Here is a 21,093-nt window from a genome sequence, read left to right on the forward strand (position 1 = left end):
GATCTCCGTTCATTTGATATCGTTGCCGGGGCACATTGCTATTGAATGTGCCTCGCTCTTGATTTATAATAAACCCAAGTATTTGTATCGGAAATTAAGGAGGTGTGTGGTGATCATGTTGAATAAGCTGAAATTTCTTTTCCAGGACCGCTGTCCCGACTGCGAGCAGAAGCTGATCTCCAGGCAAGAAGACATGGCAACGATCAAGCACTGCCCGGATCACCACTACACCGAAGAAATATATAACCAGCTGGGCGTTACGATCGTGTATCATCCCAGCAAAGACAATGGTTCAACATGATTGATTTCATAATCGTTAACAAACCTGGGTATAGCGCTTTATTCCTAAATCTCGGTCGATTCCCGTACGGCAAGCCTGACCAGGAGCAGAACCGCGATCTCGGCCGCCATTACGATAAGCGAGCACAGAAAGAACACAAGGAACATATCGCCCGAATCCAGATTTAAAAAGAATGGGTACACGATCAGCCACAGGAGCTGTCCCGCCATAAATAAGTGCAGCCGGAAGCTTGCCTTATGATCCAGTCCGGACGCGTTACCCGCGAAATGCGCCTGGATGCCTCTGCAAATTCCGTAAATCAATACGGTATGCAAGCAGAGGGCAGGCAGCTGGATCCATACATCCTTCGCGGATTGCACGGGTAAGCCGTCTATCCCCGCTTCGGTAAACCAAAACAATTGTAACACCGACCAGGCCATCAGCAGCCAAGCCGACAGATGCCCTGCCTTAAAATATCCGTTCAACTTCTGGAGCCGCCATAGTCCCGAAGCGATCAGCAGGTACCCGAGCATATCGGGCAACATATCCACCGAGTCCAGCTTAAAGTCGACAATTACAAACAACAGGCCCCAGCCCATACGCCCGTAAGCCCTAGTCATGGTGTCCTCCTGCTATCCCGGACAAATTCCGACAATTCTTGATCTGTCGGTCTCGGGTGATAGGGAATTACCGTTTCTCCATGCCACTGGCGACCGCTTTCCTCCATAAAGGTTGTTTTCAATAGGAGCTGGTAAACCTGCAAACTCTTCTCAAGCGACGGCATATCAAATTGGTGGCTGATTCTAATGGAATCCCCTTTATGAATGTTAAGTGGAAGCTGAATCTCATCGATGGGCTCGCCTCTTAACTCGATGTGCGCTTCCGAAGGCTGCGACCGGTAGCTGGTACCTGGTATTTGACTTGAAATGTCGGCATAGATTCGGAGATGCCCCTCTAGAGCGATATCCAGCAGTTTCGAGGAGAACGCCGTTAACTGTACCGGACGCTTCAAAACAGCGGAGTCGTATCCCGAATGATCGGAGGAAGATCCGCCGGATGTCCACGATATCGGATCTTGCTCTTCCTGACGATATACGCCGGGCCAAACGTATATTTCCCCGACATTCACTTGCTCCGAGCTTCCGTCGGAATAAAGCGCGGTAGCTTCCCGAATGAGAACCGGCTCCTCCAGCTTCTCTCCCGTCCCTTTTTTCTCAGGGGCATTTAAGTTCACCATCATTTTTCCTAAATACTGCCTCTGATACTCCGCATATTGGGGATAGGGCGTGACGATCTGTCCAGGGTAACCTTCGATCCGGATGGAGCTCAGCCTCTTATCTGCTTGTTTGTCCTCCACATAATACAAGTCGAATACGCGGCCTCCCCCTTCCCTTGTCTCCACATGATGCTCGAGGAATACGGTTCTTCCCAGTTGGTTGGCTTCGTAATACCAGACATTCCCGATCCAGCTGCAGGCTGCGAGCAGGATGGCGAGCACGTAATACCATTTCTTGCTCATAGCCCCTCCATATGTAGCATGCGTTTGTTCCATATTCTTTAACTATCTTAACACGTAATATCGAAGAAGAGGGTTTGAACTGCGTTAATTTTTCCGTCGACTTCCTGCGGGAGAAACCCGGTCCGAATTGAAATAACGAACCCTATTCGTGGACAGACTAGTTGAAGCCACCCTAAAATCAAGGAAGGTGTCCATGATGAATCCATCGATCGAAGAGGTTACGAACTGGCTTCAATCCAATAGCAACCGCACGCTGCACATATCCAAGCAAGAAGAGAAGGATCAAGACCAGGTTGAATTACGGCTGGAACGATTTGAACATCAGCAGCAGCAAGCGCAGTCCATCGACGGGTATGGAGATCGCCACGCTCTTCTGCTGCACGGCCCCGGCGTGGTCATTACGGCAGGCCACGAAGCCCCGCTGCCAAGCAATGCCTTCGTCATCGGGCTGGACGGGTTAACGGCCGCGGAGATTCAAGACCGTCAAGTGGTGCTCACAACGGAACGCGGCATTTATTCCATCACGGCGACCTGAAAGCAGCCGGTTATAGAAACAGCAAGAACCGCCAGAGAGTGCTTCTCTGGCGGTTCTTTTGGCTTCTATACAGCTTGATGCTGGATCAACCTTGATATAACGTTGCGCTATGGACACAGATAGCTTCCGCAGGCTTTTAGTAAACAACTTATACCCGTTCGAATCTCCAGATAAAGCTTTGGAAATCGCCGTGCATCGGCGGAACGGCCAAGCCGGCGTTCATCAGCCGGTCTCCGCCGTAGATGTTCCCGTCCTCCAGGCAGTTGTAATCCCCTTCCGGATCCAGCCCCATCGTACGCAGCCACCGAATCGGCTCATTCGCCTCGCTTAAGATGCGGAAATAATACAGCACCGCTTCCGAGCGATCCTCGGAGACGATCGTCCAGGCCGCTTCATTCCCTTCGAACGGGTTCCGAAGACGGTAGAAATCCCCGAACTGCACAAGATGCCGAATCTCTTTGTATAGCATTACCTGCTCGCGGACCTCCTCCTTCTCCTGTTCGCTGAAGGCCGTCAGATCCAGCTCATAACCGAAATTGCCCGACATTGCCGCGTGTCCTCTCGTCCGCAGCGAAGTATTCCGGTGCACCTGATGATTCGGAACGGCGGACACATGCGCTCCCATGGAGCTAAGCGGATAAACCAGGCTCGTTCCGTATTGGATCTTCAATCGGCTGACGGCATCGGAGTTATCGCTTGTCCACGTCTGCGGCATGTAATACAGCATTCCCGGATCATAGCGTCCGCCGCCCCCGGAGCAGCTCTCGAACAAAATATGCGGGAACTCCGTCGTCAGCTGTTCCATCACCCTGTACAGACCCAGCATATAGCGATGGGCCGTTTCCCGCTGGCGCTCAGGCGGCAGCGCAGCCGAGCCGATCTCCGTCATGTTCCGGTTCATGTCCCATTTCACGTAGGTGATCGGGGCGCTTCTCAGGATGCCGCGAACCATATCGGCCACCGCGTCGCCTACTTCCTGGCGGGAGAAATCCAGGATCAGCTGCTGTCTCCCTTCCGTCCGCCGGCGCCCTTCGACGTGCAGGCACCAGTCGGGATGCTGACGGTACAGATCGCTGTCCGGCGATATCATTTCAGGCTCAAACCACAAGCCGAACTGCATATCCAGACCGCGGACCCTCTTCACGAGATCCTCGAGGCCGTCGGGCAGCTTGTTCTTGTCAACGACCCAATCCCCGAGGGAAGTCGTATCGTCGTTGCGCTTGCCGAACCATCCGTCGTCCAGCACGAACAGCTCGATGCCGAGATCCCGTCCCGCGCTTGCAATCTGCTCGATTTTATCGGCATTGAAATTGAAGTAGGTTGCTTCCCAATTGTTCACCAGCACCGGGCGCGTGGCATCCCGGAATTGCCCCCGGCACAGCCTTGTGCGGTACATTTTATGATAGCGTCTGGACATGCCGCCCAGGCCCTCCGCCGAGAAGACCATCACCGCTTCCGGCGTCTGGAACGACTGTCCCGGCTCCAGCAGCCACGTGAAATCGAACGGATTCAATCCCATCGTGACCCGGGCCGTATCGTATTGGTCCACCTCGACCTGTGCGGAGAAGCTGCCGCTGTATACCAGACTGAAGCCGTACACCTCGCCGAACTCTTCGCCTGCCCCCTCGGACAGCAGCGCTAGGAACGGATTGTGGTTATGGCTGCTTGACCCCCTGCGGCTCTCGATGCCCTGCATGCCCGGGGATAGTCTTCTGCGCTGCACATGGCGCTCTCTCGCCCATGCCCCATGGAGATGCAGCAGGTCATAACGGCTGTGATCCATATCCACGCTAGCGCTCATGGCACGCAGCAGCGTCATGTTCTCCTTGCTGTCGTTGCGGAAGGATACGGAGCGGGAAATAGCATCAAACGTCTTCATGACTGTATAAGACAAATAAATCGTCAAACCGCTTATCCGATCAAACAGTTCCAGCTCCAGCGTATCCGCCTCGTCATCCTGTTCCGTGTATACGGCAGGCAAGCCCTCAAGCTTCGGCTTGCCGCTGTAGATCCGGTGACGGACATATTCCGCCTCGGTGACCGTGGTCCCGTTAGCCAGCTGCACCTGATATGCAGGCTGCCGAAAATCGCCGCTGCCATAGCCCGGGTATTCCTGAGGCAAACTGTCCAGGGAGAAGGAAGCATCCTCGCGAAACGGCGTCGGCGAAAAGGATGCTCTTCCCCTCCGTTCCAGCAATCCTAGGACGCGGTTATCGCGAATCCGGCGTCCCCAATAGGCATGCGCCGGATATACGCCGCGCACCAGCTCAATCACATAACTTGACTGATCGCTCTGGAGATGGAATATCCCCAGATCCTCATGAAAATGTATACTCACTGTTTATTGCCCCCTAACCAAGGTCCGAGTAAGATCTCCTTGCTCTCTTTAAGACCGGGCGGCGGCAGCCCGTTCCAGAATCATGACGTCCCTTCCCGGAATCGTGACATGGCCCGTAACCTGCCGGCTGCCCAGGAGATCGAATGAATTGGCAGAACCTGCATCAAACGTCATCTCTTCGGCATTGTGGTTCAATATGAACAGATAGGAGTTTCCGTCCTTCACCCGTTCCACCACCTCTACCCCTTGTGGCGTATCCAGCAGCGGCTTCACGCCTTGTTCTTCGCACAGATTGGCAAGAAACCCTTGCAGGAACTGCGCATCCGGACTGCTGGCCACATAATAGGCCTGCCCTTCGCCAAACGCATTCTTCGTTAAAACAGGCGTGCCTTTGTAGAAGTCGGATCCGTACTCAGCCAGAACCTCCGCCGTCTCCGCATGGATGACATCGCACAAAATTCCACATGGATAACTTCCACGCAGCGATCCCCAATCCTGCTTCATGTCGATCTGATTTTGCATTCCGGGCAGCAGGGCATCGATTTCCTCAGCCCATATGCCGGTCACGTTGCGCAGCTCGCCCGGATGACCTCCGAGCGTCACCAGATCGTTCTCATTGACGATGCCGCTGAAGAAGGTGGTCACAAAGGTACCGCCCTGCGATACGAACTGCTCCACGCGCTGGGCAACGCCCGGCTTCACCATGTACATCACGGGGGCAATCACGATATCATACTTGCTTAGATCCTCTTCGACGCTGATGATATCGGTCTGGATATTCTGCTGATACAGCGCGTCATAATATTTATGAACCTCATCCACGTAGTTCAGGGCTTTGGAAGGCCCGCTGGACAGCTCCAGCGCCCAGCGGTTCTCCCAGTCGTACATGATCGCCACCTTGGCGTCCGAACGAGAGTCGAGCAGCTTGTCTCCGAGCTGCTGCAGCTCTTGCCCCAGCTCCGCGCACTCCCGGAAGACCCGGGTATGCTCATGTCCGACATGCTCGATCAATGCGCCGTGGAATTTCTCGCACGCCCCCACGGAGCGGCGGAGCTGGAAGAACATGACCGTATCCGCGCCGTGCGCTACGGCCTGATAACTCCACAGCCGCATGACGCCGGGACGCTTCGCGGAGTTATAGGGCGACCAGTTCTGAACGCTCGGGGTCTGCTCCATCAGCATGAACGGCTGTCCGCTTCTCAGCCCGCGCATCAGGTTATGCGACATCGCCGTAAAGCTCACCGGCGTATCGATCGCGGGATAGTTGTCCCAGGACACCACATCCATATGCTTCGCCCACTCGAAGTAATCAAGCTCCGGATAAAAGCCCATCAGATTGGTGGTGACCGGAATATCCGGCGTGACCTTCTTCAGCTCATCTCTTTCCAGCCGGTAACATTGCAGCAGGCTGTCGGACTGGAAACGGCGGTAATCCAGCGATATTCCCTGGAAGAACGACCGGTTTCCGCCGAATTCCTCGCTGAGCGCATTCGGTACCACGATCTCGTCCCACTCGTAGAAGGTATGGCCCCAAAACCCGGTATTCCATGCGGCGTTCAGCTTATCTAGCGACCCGTAACGCTCTTTCAGCCAGACGCGGAACTGACGCTCGCAGTTGTCGCAATAACAATACCCGCCATACTCATTGGAGACGTGCCAGATGACCAGCGCCGGGTGATCCTTGTACCGTTCAGCCAGCTTGCGCGCCATCAGCACGGAGTATTTGCGATAGGTCGGGCTGTTCGGACATGAATTATGGCGGCCGCCGAATTTGCGTTTGCGTCCATCGTAATCGACGCGCAGGATGTCCGGGTATTTCTTGGCCATCCAAGCAGGGTGCGCCCCCGTGCTGGTTGCCAAACAGACGTGAACCTGCTCCTCCGCCAGGCGGTCCATAATTTCATCAAGCCACGCGAAATCATAGCTTTCCTCATCGCGCTGCGTTTTGGCCCAGGAGAATACATTGAGGGTCGCCACGTCGACGCCCGCCAGCTCGAACATCCGCAGGTCCTCTTCCATCGTTGCCTTGTCCCATTGCTCGGGGTTGTAATCCCCGCCATACCATATCTTAGGAAAACGTTGATTAATCATAGAATTGCCTCCTTCGTAGACTCTGCTATAGAAAAGAGGTACCACCCCCTATCTTGTCGGACAAGGGATCATACCTCTTATGAACGGTCTGCTAACTTAAATTTTGCATGGCTCCTTACTTGCTCAAGCTATCCCAGGATGTCTGCATATCTTCAAGCATTTTGTTCGTATCGGATTTGCCGGCGAAGAATGCCTGCATCGCGCCGGAGAATTCCTGTGCCGCGCCGTCCGGGAACTTCGCGGATTGTCTTGGCAGCACTTTGCCTGCCTGCACGTACTCCCATACGGCCGAACCCAAATCGCCCATATCCTCAGGCGTTGCTTCGATGGTCTTCAAGGCCGGGATGAATTTGAATTTTTTCACGATGTACTCTTTGCCGATATCGGATGTGACAAACCAGTTCAGGAAGATCTTCGCTTCTTCCTTCGACGCGGAATCTTTGTTAATGACCAGGTTCGCAGGTACGCCGACGTTCAGCTTGTCGTTTTGCTCCGCATTGTCGCCAAGCGGCATCGGCAGGTAGCCGAGATTCAGATCCGGATTGATGGCATCGATCTCGGTTTGAGCCCAGTTCCCGTTCTGCATCATGGCCGCTTTACCTGTAGCCAGCAGGGAAATGGCCGTATTGTAGTCGGTGGTCAGCGGGTTCTTGTTGCCGTGGTCCAATGTCAGCTGCATCAGCTTGGTCCACTCTTCGAACTTCCCATTGCCCACGAATTTTTGCGTGCCGTCGTTCAAGCCCTGGATAAACGCATTCGGGTCATCCTGCTGGGCGAATGCCGGGTTAATGCCCTGGTTGCCGATCAACCACCATTCCTGGTAAGCGTTCGCAAAAGGAGTTATGCCTGCGGCTTCCAGCTTCTTCGCGGCATCTGCCAGCTGAGTATATGTTTTTGGAAGCTCGGTAATGCCGGCCTGCTCAAACAAATCCTTATTGTAGATGTAACCCCATCCTTCAAGGTTCATCGGCATGCCGTATACTTTACCGTCTTTGGTCATCGGCTCTTTCGCCATGTCGACCAGATCGTTCACCCAAGGCTGATCGGACAGATCCTCGAGACGGTCGATCCACATCTCCATCTCGGCGTCGCCGCCATTGGAGAAAATATCCGGCGCATCGTTGGATGCGAATTTGGTTTTCAATGCAGCACCATAGTCAGCGCCGCCGCCTACCGTTTGAATATCCAGCTTGATGTTCGGGTATTCCTTCTCGAATTCGACTTTAAGCTCATTCAAGCCGTCCACGATCTCGGTTTTGAATTGAAAAATCTTGACCGTTTTGACTTCGCCGGAAGCTCCATTCGAGCTTCCGCCCTGGCCTTCTTCCGACTTGCCGCCGCAAGCTGCAAGCAGCAGCGAGAAAGCCAGCAGCATCACGAGTGATAATTTCATTTTGTTCATCTTTACTACCCCCTGATAATGATTATATATAAAGATGGAAAAACCGGTTATGGGCGAGGCGCCCGCTGCCCTTACCCCTTAACGGAGCCGGCAGCGACGCCCTCAACGATGTACTTCTGCAGTGACAGGAAGAAGATGATGATCGGCGTAATGCCCAGCACGAGCGCCGGCAGCGCCATATCCCACTGCTTCGAATACTGCCCGAAGAACGCAAAGGTCGCAAGCGGAATCGTCCGCAGTTCCGGACTTTGCAGGATCAAGGATGGCAGCAGATAGTCGTTCCAGACCCACAGGCAGTTCAGGATGATGACCGTTACCATCATAGGTTTCAGCATCGGCATAACGATGCGGGCAAATACCCTGAACGGAGAAGCGCCGTCGACCGTGGCGGCCTCTTCGATCTCCAGCGGAATGCCTTTCACGAAACCGTGGAACAGGAAGACCGACAGCGGGATGCCGAGTCCGAGATAACTGAGAATCAGACCCACGATGCTGTTGTTGACGCCTAGAAAGTTAATGACCTGCAGCAATGGAATCATAATGGATTGGAACGGAATGACCATGGCCGATACGAACAGCATGAACACGATTCGATTGAATCTCGTATTGGACCGGACCATCCGGTAAGCTGCCATCGCGCTCAGCAGGGCTATGATCAGATTGCTGATGACCGTAATGATGATGGAGTTCGTGAATGCTTCCGGAAAGCGGGTCATTTCCCAAGCCTTGCTGTAGTTGTCAAAGTGAAAGGCCGTTGGCCAGTTGGCCGCGTCGACCATAATATCGCCCAGCGATTTGACCGAGTTTACCAGCAGGAAGTAGAACGGTGCCAAGAAGATCAAGGCAACAATGACCATCACAATCTGCAATACGATCGTGGAGGCCGACATGGGAGGTTTCTTCGATCTCATTAAGCTTCAACCTCCTTCTGCTTCGTTAAACGGACTTGAATGAGCGTAATGACGGCGACGACCAGGAAGAAGATCAAGGACTTGGCCGTCCCGAGACCGTACCGGTTGTTCAGGAACGCCTCGTTGTACACGTTCATTGCCAGCGATTCCGTGGAACGGTAAGGTCCGCCCTTAGTCAGCGATAGGTTCAGGTCGAACATTTTGAAGGACCAGGAAATCGCCAGGAACAAACATACGGTAACCGCCGGCATAATAAGCGGAACGATGATGCTCTTGAGCACTTGGAACCGGTTGGCCCCATCAATCTCGGCAGCTTCCATGACTTCCTTGGACACGTTCGTAATGGAGGCGATGTAGATGACCATCAGATAGCCTGACGACTGCCATACGAATACCATGATGATGCCCCAGAAGCCGGTTACTTCGTCTCCCAGCCACGGAAGATTAAAAAACGGAATTCCCGTCGCTTCGCCAACGGTTGCAAAGCCTTTTATGAAGATAAACTGCCAGATGAAGCCGAGCAGCAATCCGCCGATCACGTTCGGCATGAAGAATATCGTCCGCAGCCAATTGCGCGCCCGAATGTTTTTCGTTAAGAAGTAGGCCAGGAAGAATCCGACCAAATTCGTGAGAAGCACCCCGACGATCGTAAATTTGGTGGTGAACCAGAAGGATTGGGCGAATGCGCTGTCATTTGTGAAAATCTGTTTGAAATTGTCCAGCCCGACCCATTCGACGTTCCCGGAAACGCCATTCCAGTCGGTAAACGAGTAATACATCCCCATCACAAATGGGATAATGATCGTAATACCGAAAAACAGCAGCGCGGGTCCGATATAAACCAACTGCTGAGTCAAAGCAGCCGTTCTCTTGCTGTTCATGTTAATCCCCCTCCGCTTGTCCTATCGTTTCTCTATCCATTTCTCTATGATTTAATTATGCTAAGATGAAGACCTTGGGACTACCATAGGATGTGAACTAATTGGTATAGAAAATTGATCGGCGGTGAAAATATTGAACTGGAACTGGAACAGCATCCGCACCAAACTGATTACCTTCATGATCATGGCGACCATCATTCCGACCACCATTTCCATGATCATCAGTTATGTCATGACAACGAACTCGCTCAAGGAACGGGCCGTTGTTGAGAATATGAATCTTCTCTATCAGGGACGGTTAAATTTGGAGAGTTATTTGGAAGAGATGAACCGTAGTTCCCTTACGGTCTACTCGGATCCGGATTTTTTCCGCAGCCTCTATTACAGTCATGAGAACATCAACGCCAGCGGCAGGCAATCCGCCACGCTGCAATCCATTCAAAAAGCCATCAGCGGCTCCAGGCAGGTCTATCTTTACGTCGACGGCAAACGGGAAGCCACGTTATTCGCGCAGGATATCGCCAGAAAAACAAGCGAGGTCAACCTCTATCCCGAGATTCCCGATCTTCGTAACGATACGGTGGTCCTTCAGCCGCCGCATCCCCTTCATACGTACGGGTTTCAGTTAGCTTATCCCTATGAAGCCGATCAACAAGTATTCACGATGTACCGGGTCATTGAACGGGTCCCTTCAACCGAACGATTGGGCATTCTCGCCATCGATCTGGACATGGATTTCCTGAGCCGGATCAGCGGCCAGCTGTTCCAACCTGATCATGAACAGCTGTACATTGCCAATGAAGACGGGTATATCATGTATTCCGGCGATGACGAAATGCTGGGACAACAAGTCCAGGCGGATTGGTACGCCAGCATCAAGCAATCCGGCAAGAAGGAAGGCCATTTCGAGTATAACAACAAAATCTATTTATATAACAATATCAAGACGTCGGTCAGCGACTGGACGATGATCAAGGAGATTCCTTCCTCCTATATTTTAAGCAGCGCGGACAAAGCTGCCTTCGTCAATATTTTGCTGATCGGCGTGTCCCTTATTCTCATCATCGCCGCCACGATCTGGATTTCGGTCTATATCACGGCCCCGATCCGCGAATTGGTTGGCCTCATGAGCCAGGTCAAAAGCGGACGAATGACCGTGGATATCTCCTCCAATCGCAAAGACGAAATCGGAGCCCTCCATCGCAGGTTCGGCAGCATGATGGATACGATCAACAACCTCATCCTGCAGGAATACAAGCTGAAGCTGGCGAACCGGACTAACCAGCTCCGGGCGCTGCAGGCGCAGGTGAATCCGCATTTCATGAACAATGCGCTGCAGACCATCGGCACCCTTGCGCTGGAGCATGGCATGAAGAGGATATACTCCCTGATCTCCGCTCTGGCCCGGATGATGAGATACAGCATGTACAATACCGACAAGCCGGTCACGCTGGCCACGGAGCTCGATCATATCAAGGATTACGTGGAACTGCAGAAGGAACGATTTGAGAATCAGTTCGACTTCCGTTACGATGTGGATGAGTCGACTCTGCAGGTGTTGATTCCGAAGATGCTGGTTCAGCCGCTGATCGAGAACTTTTTCAAGCATGGCATGAACCCCTTGGAGCAAGACAATTTCATTGCGCTCACAAGCCGGCGCCTATCGGCCTCGATCGTGCAGATCACGGTCGAAGATAACGGAAACGGGATGCAGGAGGAGCCGTTCCAAACCCTTCAGGAGCATTTGCTTCGGATGGAAGAGTTGGATCTGGAACAGCTTCAGGTTGTGTCCGAGCTGGAGACGGAAGACAGCAGCGGAATCGGACTTATCAACATCATGACGAGGCTGAGGCTGTACTATCGTGGAAAATCCAAATTCAACATCGAAAACAACCAGCCGCACGGCTTTCGTGTAGTGCTGACTATAAATGTGGAAGGTGAAACGGATGAAGGCATTGATCGTGGATGACGAGTCTCGCGTGCGCAAAGCCATCCGCCTGCTGGTCCAGTGGGAAGCGCACGGGATTACCGATATAGAGGAAGCGGCCAACGGGCTGGAGGCGATGGAGCTGATCCCGGCGTTTCGGCCCCATCTTGTGCTGATGGACATGCTGATGCCCCTCAAAAACGGCGTGGATCTCATGGAATGGATTCACAAGCATTACCCGGACATCAAATTCATCGTCATCAGCGGGCATGACGATTTCGAATTCGTGCGCAACACCATCTGGTACAGCGGCACGGATTATATCCTGAAACCCATCGAGGAGGACGTCATCAACCAAGCGGTCGCCAAGGCGACCGCGGCCTGGATGGCGGAGGAACAAGAACGCCTTGCGGCGCGGCAGCAGCATGTTCAGGTGAACGAGTACCGGCCGGTCTATTCGGAGAAGCTGTTATCCAGCCTTATCGATGACAGGAGCGCCCATTCCCAGGTGGTTAACCGCCTCAGGGATGAAGGCATCGTGCCGGCGCAGACCAACGCAATACGCCTGGCCGTCATGCAAATCGACAAGTCGGATCATGTGCTGTACAGCCGCTTCGGCCATCATCAGGATCTGCTGATGTTCGCCCTGTTGAATATTTGCAATGAATTTCTGCAAAAGGACCGGATCGGGATTGCTTTCCGTCCATTCGGATCGCCGCATCAACTGGTTCTCTTATTGTGGGAACAACTCGCCACGGTCCCTACGCTGCTTCAAGAGATCAATAGCGGGATGTTTCGGACGCTGTCGCGCCAGATGCATTTTGGCATAAGTCCGGAAGGCAAATATCCGGTAGACGTTCCCGAGCTCTATGCCCAATGCTCGAATGCCCTGCGTTCGCGTGATTTAACGGTCCTGAACCATTTCATCCACGATGCCGAGCAGCTGCGACGATCCGGAATGGATCATCATCGGGGCGTCCAGTTCAGCGGGTTCGAGGATACCTGGAAGCTCGCTGTGCTTAGCGGTCAGCCTGCTCCCATTGGCGAGGCCGTCGATTCGTTCCTTGCCGCCATCCGAAAAAGCGGCGTTCTCACGCCGGAGCTTCTGGAGCGATGGGACCGCGAAATTGATCGGTTCGCCAATCACGTCATTCATGAAACCGCGAACCCGTCGTCTGAGGCTTTGTTGAAATTGTACAAAGAGGAAAGCGCCACCATCGAGCGGCCAAGCCCGGACAAATATGTATGCTCCCTGGCAGAATGGCAGCAGTATTGGGATCAATTAATGAGCCTGCTGGCCTCGGCGCTGCAGTCCCAGAAGCAGACGGGGCAGGACCTGATCTACGACATTACGGCGTTTATCGAGCAAAACTATCAGAACGACGTGTCTCTGTACGATATTGCAAACCGGTTTCACGTCAGCCGGGAGTATATCTCCCGCAAATTCAAGCAGAAGCACGGGATTAATATCCCCGAGCATCTGAACCGGATCCGCATCTCGAAGGCCAAAATCCTCCTGCAAAATCCGGGGCTGAAAATGGCCGCGATTTCCGAGATGGTCGGCTTTAAGAACGAAAAATATTTCAGTCTTGTTTTTAAGAAACAAGAGGGCATTTCTCCCAAGGAATTCCGAAAGCTGCACGAGAAGGAAGCTTAGAATGGGCAGCGGTCGACACCCTGGGTCGGTTGTGATGGAGTGGTTGTGGGATCAAGAGGATAAGCTTCAGATTAAAAATAAAGCAGAGAAGGCCGGAGTCCCCGCCTTCTCTGCTTTTTGTTGAGAGCGCTCCAAGCTATTCACTCTTCTTGGAAAGCCCTTATTTTATCTCTATCCCAACCGCTTCTCTAATATCATCACGCCTCGTGCCGGCACTTCGCAGGTATCCCGAAACTCCTCCCCTGTCAGCAGGTCAACATAGGTTTCCCCATCCAAGGACACGGATTTGCGCTCGGGCATGTGATTGAGCACAAAAGTAAACTCCGCGCCCTCCTTCACCCGCTTTGTCACCTCAACGCCTTCGGGAGCGTTCAGAACAGGCTCAATGCCATGGTCGCTGCATATCGATTGCATCAAATCTCGCAGGAATTTAGGCTCCGGGCTCGTGGCCACATACCAGGCCTTCCCTTGTCCGAATGCGTTCACGGTCAACGATGGCATGCCTTGATAGTAGTCCGAGCCGTATTCGGCAACGACCTCTGCTCCCTCGGCATGGATCACGTCGCACAGAATGCCGCAGTCGTAGGTGCCTTCCAGCTGGCCCTTCCGGCCCCGCATTACCATCTGATTCTGCTGGCCAGGAAGCAGCGCATCAATCTCCTCGGCCCAAATTCCCATGACGTTGCGCAGCTCGCCCGGATAACCGCCAAGCGTCACAAGATCATTCTCGTTCACAATGCCGCTGAAGAAGGTCGTCACAAAGGTGCCGCCTTGCGATACAAAGGCCTCCACGCGTTCTGCAAATCCCAGTTTTGCCATATACATCACCGGCGCGATGACAACGTCATACTTCCGGAAGTCCTCTTCGACGCTGATCATATCGGTCTGAATATGCAGCCGGTGCAGGGCATCGTAATATTTATGCACCTCGTTCACGTAATTGAGGGCGACGCTCGGACCGCTCGACAGGTCAATGCCCCACCGGTTCTCCCAGTCGTAGATGATCGCGACTTTGGCGTCGGAACGGGCATCCAGGATCCGGTCTCCCAGCTGCTGCAGCTCCTTGCCCAGCTCGGCGCACTCGCGGAATACGCGGGTATGTTCATGTCCGACATGCTCGATGACCGCGCCGTGATACTTCTCGCAGGCTCCGATCGAACGGCGCAGTTGGAAGAACATCACCGTATCCGCGCCGTGGGCGACCGCTTGGTAGCTCCACAATCGCATTACCCCAGGGCGCTTGGCCGAGTTATACGGCTGCCAGTTCTGAACGCTCGGCGTCTGCTCCATCAGCATAAAGGGCTGACCGCCCTTAAGCCCCCGCATCAGGGCATGCGCCATGGCGGTATAGCTGTACGGGGTATCCAGCGACGGATAGTTGTCCCAGGATACGACATCCATCTCCTTGGCCCATTTGAAATAGTCCAGTTCCGGATAAAAACCCATAAGATTCGTGGTCACCGGTATATCCGGCGTGATCCGCTTCAATTCATCCCGCTCCAGCTTGTAGCAGTCCAGCAGGCTGTCGGACTGAAAACGGCGGTAATCCAGGGATATGCCTTGGAAATTCGTCCGGTTGCCGGACCACTCCTCGCTTAAAGCGTTAGGAACGACGATGTCCTCCCAGTCATAGAAGGTGTGGCCCCAGAAGCGGGTATTCCATGCCTTGTTTACGGCATCCAGCGTGCCATATCGCTGCTCGAGCCAAGTCCGGAATGCCGCGGCGCAATTGTCGCAGTAGCAGTACCCGCCATATTCGTTCGATACGTGCCAGATCAGGACGGCCGGATGATCCTTATAGCGTTCCGCCAGCTTGCCTGCCATGATTTTGGCGTATTTTCGGTAGGTGGGGCTGTTCGGACAGGAGTTATGGCGTCCGCCGAATTTGCGTTTGCGGCCCTCGTAGTCGACGCGCAGCACATCCGGGTATTTGCGCGCCATCCAGGCCGGATGGGCTCCCGTGCTCGTTGCCAAACAGATATACACCCCGTTCCGGTACAGCCGGTCAATCGTCTCGTCCATCCAAGCAAAATCGTACGTATCCTCATTCGGCTGACTCAAAGCCCAGGAGAATACATTTATGGTGGCTACATCGATGCCCGCCAGCTTAAACATGCGGTCATCTTCCTTCCACGCTTCCGCATCCCACTGCTCGGGATTATAATCCCCGCCGTACCACATTTTCGGCAGCTTTTCGTTAATCATCAGCATTCAGCTCCTTTAGCCTTCATCAATTCGTATCCGGTTATCGTTCATCCAGCCATGCTCGAGATTAGCCCTTATTCACAATGCCTTCATGGCAGCCAATGCAATCTGGTAGGTCATGCCGCTCACCGTCTCAAAAGAAAGCCGATCTCCCGTCGTCACAACGCTCCCGTCTTCCCTTAGAACGGCGAGAGGCTCGGAATATTGAATTCTGCAGATCCGGCCATGCGTAGAGGTTATGCTTGCGGACGCAAGAATGCCGTCCTTCCATTCCATATCCACGATAAATCCTCCGCGGGCCTTCAATCCCCGCACGGAGCCTTCCGCCCACGCTTTCGGCAGCGCCGGCAGCAGCTGAATGGCATCCAAATGACTCTGGAGCAGCATTTCTACAAGTCCGGCGCTGCCTCCAAAATTCGCATCGATCTGGAACGGGGGATGGTCCCCGAGCAGATTGGGGTGCATGGAGCGGGAAATCAGGGTCCGGACATAAACATAAGCCTTGTCCGGCTGCTGCAGTCGGGCAAACAGGTTAATCAGCCATACGCAGCTCCAGCCCGTATGCCCCCCTCCGTGATCGATGCGCGACATAAGCGTGCGATAAGCGGCTTCCGCAAGCTGCGGCGTATCTTGGAGGGTAATATCAGAGCCGGGGTACAATCCGTACAAATGGGATACGTGCCGATGTCCGGGCTCCGCTTCCGGATACGGCTTGCTCCATTCCATGAGCCTGCCCTCGTCATCGATGGCGTAAGGCAGCAGGCGCGCGACCGCTGCTTTCCATTCCTCCCGCAGTTCATCATCTTGCTCCAACAGCTGCGAAGCTTCGATGCAGTTATGGAATAAATCGCGAATGATGGCCATATCCATGGTCGAGCCTGCCGACACGCTGCAAGGCAGACCTTCCGCGGTAAGAAACTGATTCTCCGGCGATGTCGATGGGCTGGTCACCAGATGCCCTTCCCCGTCTTCAATCAGCAAATCCAGGCAAAACAAAGCGGCTCCACGCATCAGCGGATACGCCGTTTCCCGCAAGTATTCAAGATCCGGTTGGAATTGGTAACGCTCCCATAGATGCCGGCACAGCCAAGCACCACCCATTGGCCAGAAGGCCCACATGGCTCTGCCATCGCTCGGACTGGCCATTCGCCATAAATCCACGTTATGATGGGCGACCCATCCACGGGCGCCATAGTGAATCTTCGCGGTCCGGGCACCGCTTACGCTAAGCTCCCGGATCATTTGGATTAGCGGCTCGTGGCACTCGTTCAGACGCGTCGTTTCCGCCGGCCAATAATTCATCTCGGTATTGATATTCGTTGTGTAATCGCTGTTCCATGGCGGCTGGACATGGGGATTCCATATACCCTGCAGATGGGCGGGCTGTGTACCCGGCCGGGAGCTGGCAATGAGCAAATATCTTCCGAATTGAAACATCAGCGCTTCGAGCGCAGAATCCTCCCGTCCCTCCCGGTACGCTTCCATCCGCTCGTCGGTGGCTAAAGCTGCTATGGAACGCTCATTCTCTGGACGGCCAAGCTGAAGCTCCACGCGTCTGAACAAGGCTTGATGGTCCTGGACGTGCCGTGAGCGCAATTGTTCAAAACCATGCCGCATGGCGTCCTGAAGTCTCTCCCTGCATATGCCGGACGGATCGGTACCGCCAGAACCCGGAGAACGATCGAAGCCTTCAAAATTCGTAGCAGCCGCAATCAGCAGCGTAACCGAGCCTGCCGCGCAAATGCGCATGCCGCTGTCATCGACCGTCACCTGACCGCTGTCCGTCAAGGCCAGCAGCCTCATTTCGTACCGAATGCCCAGCCCATCCTCATAAAGCACCGACCCAGGATGATCGCCCCTGTAATTATCAGCAATATGAGTCGGAGCATGCCCATGCAACACCAGCGTCCCGTCTTCCTCTGTACGTGTGCGATGCTGAAGCGGTGAACGTAACCCGATCTCCAATTGGATGGATCCGCTCCCCGAGCATTCATAACGGATAACCCCGACCTGGTCAACCGCACTGATGAACATATCCCTGCTGAAAATATGATTGGAGCCGCCACCTTGAAAACGAGTGGAAGCAATCCCCATATCCAGGTTCAGTTCGCGCCTGTATTCCGAGCATGAATCCCCTATTCCCGACTGTCGGATCAACAGATCTCCCAGCGGCAAAAAGGACTCCGTATTTCTGCCAACCATCCTGCCCTCGATCAACTGTTCCGCTTCAGCATACTTGCCGGACGCAATCAGTTCCCTCGCCTTTGCCAGATACCGGAGAGCCTCGTAATTATTCGTGTCCCGGGGAAAGCCGGACCAGAGCGTATCTTCGTTCCATTGCATGCATTCTTCCTGCACGCCTCCGAACACCATGGCGCCAAGGCGGCCGTTTCCAAGCGGAAGCGCTTCTTCCCACTTGGCCGCAGGCTTCCGGTACCACAGGGTTGTGTTCCTATGCTCTGCTGAATACAGCGTAATCCCCCCTTATGTCCAATGATTTATAAAGGTCTTCTCGAAGAGCACCTGAAATCCTTCATCTATGGTTGTATTTCTTCTAATAAATCGAGGTCTGCGATTATAACAGCAGCCTGCCTTGAATAGCGGCAAAAGAGGCCGCATATTGCCGGCCCCTTCGATTCGCCTCTACCTTAATTATTCCAGAGTTCCACGCGTTCGCGTACCAATTGGGTGTATTCCTGCTCCATTTTCTCGGCGCCGGCATCATTCAGTTCTTTGATGAACTGGTCATACAGTGCATCGAATTTCGCCGGATCGGCAAGAATGACTTCCGGAATCCGCTTCCGGGTAATCTCTTCCACCTTTTTGTACGTGATATTGATATTGGAGTCGCTCGGTACCGGAATGTTGTAAGCAACGCCCCACGGCTTCACATCAAATTCCTCTTGTTTCGGCCACAGGTCTTTCCACATTTCCGCGCCGTACGCTTTCAGCGTTTCCTTCGCGGCCGGCGTATAATTCTCGATGATCGTCTCCGGGAAGTTCGTCGTGTAATAGTTATCCGTCGAATCCTTCACGCCGTCGCCGTAACGAGGGAACATCGCATTGTACAAGCCGATTCCTGTTTCCTTCGTGAAGTTGGCGTTGTCATAGGTTTTACGCTCTTGGACGTCTTCAGGAATAACTCGCTTGCCGTCCACCACGTTGTAATGCTCGCCTTCAATACCCCAATTCATCAAAACTTGCCCTTCTTCGGAAGCCAGATAATCCAGGAACTTGATGATTCGAACCGGATCCTTGGCGGATGTCGTAATGCCTACGCCCCATCCGGCGACGTAACCCGTGTCTTGGAACGTTGCATCCTTCGTGGACTCATCCAGCTGGATCGGGAATCTCGCATAGGTGCGGTTTTCCTTGCCGGCAGTTCTCAGTGCGTTCGTTGCATTGCCGAAGCCCCACTCCTGATCAATGACGCCAAGGACGCGGCCGGAGGAAATTTTCGCTTCGTATTGGTCCGTCTTCTGCACGAACGTTTCTTTATCCAACAAGCCCTCGGCGTTCATATGATTCAGCCAGCGGAAGTATTCCTTCTCTTCCGGCCGCTTGTAATGAAGCTTCGCCTCGGTTGTTTCCGGGTCGATATAGTACTCACCGTCATCCGATACGCCTGTCGCGATAAACGCCGGGTTCGTTACCGAGATCATGATTCTCCATCCGTCCGCATTTAACGTCAGCGGAATCGTCGGCTGACCGTCAATGGTCGGGTGTTTCTCGGCATAGTCTTTCAGCGCTTTCTCATAATCCTTCACCGTTTTCAGCTCAGGGTATCCGAGTTCTTTCAGCACCTCATGCTGGATCTGGAACGTGCCGCCGGCATCGAGTGCCTGATGATCCACTGCCGCAAGCGTCGGAAGGACATAGATGGCCTCATCCTCGTTGCTCCATTTCAGGCGACTCATATATTCTCCGTACACCTTCTTGATGTTTGGCGCATGCTCTTCGATCAGATCCGTCAGATCGATAAACGCCCCGGAATCCACGAACAGATTGGCGTCCCCCTTGGCAAATACCAAGTCAGGGTACTCCCCGCTCGCCACCATCAGCGGAAGCTTCTGATTAGAGCCGTCCACCGCATATTCGGCTTGGATCGTAATGCCGGTCTTCTCGGTCAGCTTCTTCCCGACCGCATCCTGCATGTTGGCCCAGTTCGCATTGGAATCCGCGCTGTAATACGTCATGGTGATCGGCTCGAGCTTCTCTTCCTGCTGCGTATCGCTTCCGCCGCTGCCCTCATCGCTGCCGTTTGCGCTATTGTTGCTGTCGCCGTTGCCGCACGCCGCCAGAACGAATGTAGCCATCATCATGATCGCGAGCAGGAGCGACAATCTCTTCTTATGTTTCATTGCTATACCCCCTAAATCGATTTTTGATCATCTATCGTATAACAGGACGTTGTGCCTGCTGATACCGTTACATGCGCCTAGCTTTTTACCGCTCCAAGCGTCATACCTTTCACAAAATACCGCTGCAGGAACGGATACACGAGCAATATTGGAACCGTTACCACGATCGTGATTGCCATTTTGATCGACTCCGGCGACACCTGCTTCACGATCTCGGCCATATTCTGCCCGGTCATCATGCCGCTGGTTTGCCCTTGGGTGCTCTGCAGCACTTTCATCAGCTCGAATTGGAGCGTGGTGAGATGGGGTGCGTTGCCGTTGTAAAGATACGTATCGAGCCAAGAGTTCCACTGCCCGACAGCCAGGAACAGGGCGATGGTAGCCAACACGGGCTTACAGAGCGGAAGAATGATTTTGTAATAGATCGTAAAATCGTTGGCCCCGTCAAGCTTTGCCGATTCCTGCAGCGAGTACGGCAGGCTGTCGATGAAAGACCGGATGACGAATACGTTAAACGCGCTCACCATGCCCGGAATGATGTAGACCAGAAACGAATTCATCATGTTCAGGTCGCGGATCAGGATGAACACCGGAATCATTCCGCCGGAGAAATACATCGTCAGCGCAAGAAAGGTCGACATGAACTTTCTTCCCTGAAAATCTACCCTGCTGAGGACGTAGCCCAGCATCGTGCCGCTGAGCAAGCCCAGAAAGGTCCCTGCAAGCGTACGGAGAATCGTGTTTTTGGCCCCGGTGACCAAGCCGTCGTATTTAAAAATCTGCACGTAGTTATCCAGCGTGAACTCCCTCGGCCAGATGTAGATTCCCCCGCGCACCGTATCAACGGAATCGTTCAGCGATATCGCCAGAACGTTCAGGAACGGGTAGAGTGTGACAATCATGACCAGTGCCATGATGGTAAAATTCGCGATATCAAACACCCGATCGGAGAGCGAGGGCTTGAATGCTGCTTTGGTTCGTGCCAT

General features: G+C 53.7%; 15 protein-coding genes. 4 read left to right on the plus strand and 11 right to left on the minus strand.

Going from position 1 to position 21,093, the window contains the following annotated elements:
• Positions 1-115: 115 nt before the first annotated feature.
• Positions 116-301 carry a hypothetical protein gene (locus GYMC10_RS27715; RefSeq protein ID WP_015737517.1) on the plus strand — a complete coding sequence of 62 codons (186 nt, stop codon included), beginning with the start codon at positions 116-118 and terminating at the stop codon, positions 299-301.
• A gap of 44 nt (positions 302-345) precedes the next feature.
• Here GYMC10_RS27715 and GYMC10_RS27720 read toward each other — a convergent pair whose 3' ends face one another.
• Positions 346-900, minus strand: a complete 555-nt coding sequence (locus GYMC10_RS27720; protein WP_015737518.1) for a hypothetical protein — start codon at positions 898-900, stop codon at positions 346-348.
• Positions 897-1,799 carry a hypothetical protein gene (locus GYMC10_RS27725; RefSeq protein WP_015737519.1) on the minus strand — a complete coding sequence of 301 codons (903 nt, stop codon included), beginning with the start codon at positions 1,797-1,799 and terminating at the stop codon, positions 897-899. The genes GYMC10_RS27720 and GYMC10_RS27725 overlap by 4 nt, the downstream gene beginning before the upstream one ends.
• A 193-nt stretch (positions 1,800-1,992) precedes the next feature.
• Between GYMC10_RS27725 and GYMC10_RS27730 the strand changes: the two genes are divergently transcribed.
• On the plus strand, positions 1,993-2,334 hold the full coding sequence (locus GYMC10_RS27730) for a hypothetical protein (RefSeq protein ID WP_015737520.1): 342 nt from the start codon (positions 1,993-1,995) through the stop codon (positions 2,332-2,334).
• 148 nt (positions 2,335-2,482) lie between these two features.
• Here GYMC10_RS27730 and GYMC10_RS27735 read toward each other — a convergent pair whose 3' ends face one another.
• The 5 genes from GYMC10_RS27735 to GYMC10_RS27755 form a co-directional block, all read right to left on the minus strand.
• Positions 2,483-4,672, minus strand: a complete 2,190-nt coding sequence (locus GYMC10_RS27735) for an alpha-galactosidase (protein WP_015737521.1) — start codon at positions 4,670-4,672, stop codon at positions 2,483-2,485.
• Between the two features lie 48 nt (positions 4,673-4,720).
• A complete protein-coding gene (locus tag GYMC10_RS27740) occupies positions 4,721-6,763 on the minus strand; it encodes a beta-galactosidase (RefSeq protein ID WP_015737522.1) in 2,043 nt (680 codons plus the stop codon).
• A gap of 115 nt (positions 6,764-6,878) precedes the next feature.
• Positions 6,879-8,165: an ABC transporter substrate-binding protein gene (locus GYMC10_RS27745; protein ID WP_015737523.1), complete on the minus strand. Its 1,287-nt coding sequence runs from the start codon at positions 8,163-8,165 to the stop codon at positions 6,879-6,881.
• Positions 8,166-8,236: 71 nt separating this feature from the next.
• Positions 8,237-9,076, minus strand: a complete 840-nt coding sequence (locus GYMC10_RS27750) for a carbohydrate ABC transporter permease (RefSeq protein ID WP_015737524.1) — start codon at positions 9,074-9,076, stop codon at positions 8,237-8,239.
• The gene (locus GYMC10_RS27755) at positions 9,076-9,957 is read right to left on the minus strand and encodes a carbohydrate ABC transporter permease (RefSeq protein ID WP_009594044.1); all 882 of its coding nucleotides are present in this window, start codon (positions 9,955-9,957) and stop codon (positions 9,076-9,078) included. The genes GYMC10_RS27750 and GYMC10_RS27755 overlap by 1 nt, the downstream gene beginning before the upstream one ends.
• Before the next feature lie 124 nt (positions 9,958-10,081).
• On the opposite strand from GYMC10_RS27755, the gene GYMC10_RS27760 reads away from it, so the two are divergent.
• Both GYMC10_RS27760 and GYMC10_RS27765 read left to right on the plus strand, forming a co-directional pair.
• Positions 10,082-11,926 (plus strand): sensor histidine kinase, encoded by a 1,845-nt coding sequence (locus GYMC10_RS27760; protein ID WP_144374280.1) that lies wholly within the window; start codon positions 10,082-10,084, stop codon positions 11,924-11,926.
• Positions 11,904-13,541, plus strand: coding sequence for a response regulator (locus tag GYMC10_RS27765; protein WP_015737526.1), 1,638 nt, complete (start codon positions 11,904-11,906; stop codon positions 13,539-13,541). The genes GYMC10_RS27760 and GYMC10_RS27765 overlap by 23 nt, the downstream gene beginning before the upstream one ends.
• A 171-nt stretch (positions 13,542-13,712) precedes the next feature.
• Here the strand turns inward: GYMC10_RS27765 and GYMC10_RS27770 are convergent, their stop codons facing one another.
• From GYMC10_RS27770 to GYMC10_RS27785, 4 genes are all read right to left on the minus strand, one after another.
• On the minus strand, positions 13,713-15,746 hold the full coding sequence (locus GYMC10_RS27770) for a beta-galactosidase (protein WP_015737528.1): 2,034 nt from the start codon (positions 15,744-15,746) through the stop codon (positions 13,713-13,715).
• Positions 15,747-15,824: 78 nt separating this feature from the next.
• Positions 15,825-18,224, minus strand: a complete 2,400-nt coding sequence (locus tag GYMC10_RS27775; RefSeq protein ID WP_015737529.1) for a glycosyl hydrolase family 95 catalytic domain-containing protein — start codon at positions 18,222-18,224, stop codon at positions 15,825-15,827.
• A 170-nt stretch (positions 18,225-18,394) separates the two neighbouring features.
• Entirely contained in the window at positions 18,395-20,107 is a 1,713-nt protein-coding gene (locus GYMC10_RS27780; RefSeq protein ID WP_015737530.1) for an ABC transporter substrate-binding protein, read from the minus strand.
• A gap of 77 nt (positions 20,108-20,184) precedes the next feature.
• Positions 20,185-21,093: a carbohydrate ABC transporter permease gene (locus GYMC10_RS27785; RefSeq protein WP_009592812.1), complete on the minus strand. Its 909-nt coding sequence runs from the start codon at positions 21,091-21,093 to the stop codon at positions 20,185-20,187.

The organism is Paenibacillus sp. Y412MC10 (genome assembly GCF_000024685.1).
Lineage (GTDB): Bacteria > Bacillota > Bacilli > Paenibacillales > Paenibacillaceae > Paenibacillus_AQ > Paenibacillus_AQ lautus_A.

Excerpts from the sequence above, each read along its gene's own strand:
- GYMC10_RS27770 (WP_015737528.1), bottom strand. The coding sequence starts at position 15,746 with ATGATTAACGAAAAGCTGCCGAAAATGTGGTACGGCGGGGATTATAAT.
- GYMC10_RS27785 (WP_009592812.1), bottom strand. The coding sequence starts at position 21,093 with ATGGCACGAACCAAAGCAGCATTCAAGCCCTCGCTCTCCGATCGGGTG.
- GYMC10_RS27750 (WP_015737524.1), bottom strand. The coding sequence starts at position 9,076 with ATGAGATCGAAGAAACCTCCCATGTCGGCCTCCACGATCGTATTGCAG.
- GYMC10_RS27720 (WP_015737518.1), bottom strand. The coding sequence starts at position 900 with ATGACTAGGGCTTACGGGCGTATGGGCTGGGGCCTGTTGTTTGTAATT.
- GYMC10_RS27755 (WP_009594044.1), bottom strand. The coding sequence starts at position 9,957 with ATGAACAGCAAGAGAACGGCTGCTTTGACTCAGCAGTTGGTTTATATC.
- GYMC10_RS27765 (WP_015737526.1), top strand. The coding sequence starts at position 11,904 with ATGAAGGCATTGATCGTGGATGACGAGTCTCGCGTGCGCAAAGCCATC.
- GYMC10_RS27745 (WP_015737523.1), bottom strand. The coding sequence starts at position 8,165 with ATGAACAAAATGAAATTATCACTCGTGATGCTGCTGGCTTTCTCGCTG.
- GYMC10_RS27730 (WP_015737520.1), top strand. The coding sequence starts at position 1,993 with ATGATGAATCCATCGATCGAAGAGGTTACGAACTGGCTTCAATCCAAT.
- GYMC10_RS27725 (WP_015737519.1), bottom strand. The coding sequence starts at position 1,799 with ATGAGCAAGAAATGGTATTACGTGCTCGCCATCCTGCTCGCAGCCTGC.
- GYMC10_RS27740 (WP_015737522.1), bottom strand. The coding sequence starts at position 6,763 with ATGATTAATCAACGTTTTCCTAAGATATGGTATGGCGGGGATTACAAC.
- GYMC10_RS27780 (WP_015737530.1), bottom strand. The coding sequence starts at position 20,107 with ATGAAACATAAGAAGAGATTGTCGCTCCTGCTCGCGATCATGATGATG.
- GYMC10_RS27715 (WP_015737517.1), top strand. The coding sequence starts at position 116 with ATGTTGAATAAGCTGAAATTTCTTTTCCAGGACCGCTGTCCCGACTGC.